Genomic DNA, 1,859 nt, shown 5'->3' with positions numbered 1-1,859 from the left:
CCGCTGCACTGTCACCGTAATTTCAAACAAACGCGAAAGACCTCAAGAGCGAGGAAGGGCATGCCCTCCTGATCCCTGATGACGGGCCGATGCTGGACAATCGGAGGGAGGGCACCCTCGATTCCGCCGAAGTCGGTTGTGGGCAAATTAGCTTTTTGCACCGCAAGCGCATCCCAAAAGCTTTGAGAAGCGCCTTCAGCAACCTACAGTAAGGCTTTGGCTGCTGGGGATTCGATATGGCTACAAGTATCGTCAATCTCGATGCGTTGATACGTCGAGACGACTTCCGAGTTAAGAGCGGCAGTGCGGACTATAGTCGCCGCGATAAGATAGCGATCACGGATATCGAGCCGAAGGCGTTCATGTACTTGGCTCTTCGGAAGCCGGATTTCCAGCGAGAAACGGCGAACTGGTCACCCCAGAAAATTCAAGATTTCGTAAAGACCTTCTTAGAAGGCGACTTGGTCCCTGCGATTATTCTTTGGGCGGCCGGCGAAACCGTTTTCGTGATCGATGGAGCGCACCGTCTTAGCGCGCTTATTGCTTGGGTCCAAAACGATTACGGTGATGGCGATACTTCCAGGGTGTTCTCGAAGAACGACATTCCGCCAGAGCAGATGAAGGCGGCTCGCAAAACCCGTGAGCTGATCGACGGCACGATCGGATCGTATAGCGAACATGTTTATGCTGTAGAGCATCCTGATAGGGCGAAGGTCGAGGTGCTCCAAAGAGCGAGGCGGCTCGCAAGTCTGTCGCTGGACCTCCAATGGATCCGCAATACCGACTCCCAGAAGGCCGAAAACTCCTTCTTCAAGATCAACCAAGCCGCCACTGCTATCGATCCGACCGAACTGAGGATCATTCGGGCTCGAAAGGCCGCGAATGCGATCTCCGCCCGCGTCATCACGCGTAACTCGACGGGGCATGAATACTGGTCTGAATTTGAGGACGATAAGAGAGACGAGATCGAGTCGATAGGAAGGGAGCTTTACAAGCTGCTGTTCCATCCACCCATTGAAACGCCGATCAAGACGCTGGATCTGCCGGTTGCGGGCAGGGGTTACAGCAGCCCAACGCTTCCGTTGATTTTCGAGATGATAAACCTGGCGAACAATCAGCCAGTCCTAGACATGACGAAGAGCAAGAATATCCTCGATCTTCCGCCGCCCCCTGACGGAGATGGCAGTGACACAATCAAGTTTCTCAGGAACACAAGAAAGATTATCAACCGTATTACAGGGCTGCACGCGTCGTCCCTTGGCCTGCATCCTGCCGTGTATTTCTATAGCGCGACGGGGAGGCATCAGCCGACAGCATTTCTCGCGGTTGTCGAGTTAGTCCGGGAGTTCGAAAAGAAAGACGCCTTTCAGACATTCACTAAGGTTCGTGAGCGCTTCGAGCAATTCATTCTCGACAACAAGAGCTTTTCCAATCAAGTGACGGTCAAAATCGGGAGCGGCGCAAAGGGCTTCCAGAGGCTAAAGAACCTCTATGTTCGGGTCTATGAGGGATTGGTTCAGGGAAATGAGTTCCCGGCGATCCTCGAACAACTGCGGGGGGACAAGGAATTTTCGTTTCTTACCCCGGATGAACGGTTGGTAGAAGGGGCCTCCAGCCAATTCAGTCGCGAAACCAAATCAGCCACCTTTCTCAGAGATGCAATCGTTGGAGCCCCGCGATGTCGGATATGCAACGCGCTTCTCCACTTCAATTCCATCCAGATTGATCATGTCGTTCGCAAGGCTGACGGCGGGTTGGGCGTTCTTGAGAACGCACAACTCGCGCATCCATTCTGCAATAGCAGCGTAAAGAACTGAGCACCGCTTTGGGGATTACGGTGACAGTGCACTCAATTGCCG

At 53.5% G+C, this 1,859-nt stretch carries 1 protein-coding gene; it reads left to right on the top strand.

The genetic code is table 11. The annotated features are described in order from the left end of the window. Positions 1 to 236: 236 nt before the first annotated feature. On the top strand, positions 237 to 1,817 hold the full coding sequence (locus ACXJL8_RS40050; RefSeq protein ID WP_456686923.1) for an HNH endonuclease family protein: 1,581 nt from the start codon (positions 237 to 239) through the stop codon (positions 1,815 to 1,817). Positions 1,818 to 1,859: the final 42 nt, after the last annotated feature.

It is taken from the genome of Bradyrhizobium sp. P5_C11_2, assembly GCF_054049755.1.
Note: the sequence above shows the minus strand (reverse complement) of the source record. Positions and strands in the feature narration are given on the sequence as shown.

Excerpts from the sequence above, each read along its gene's own strand:
- ACXJL8_RS40050 (WP_456686923.1), top strand. The coding sequence starts at position 237 with ATGGCTACAAGTATCGTCAATCTCGATGCGTTGATACGTCGAGACGAC.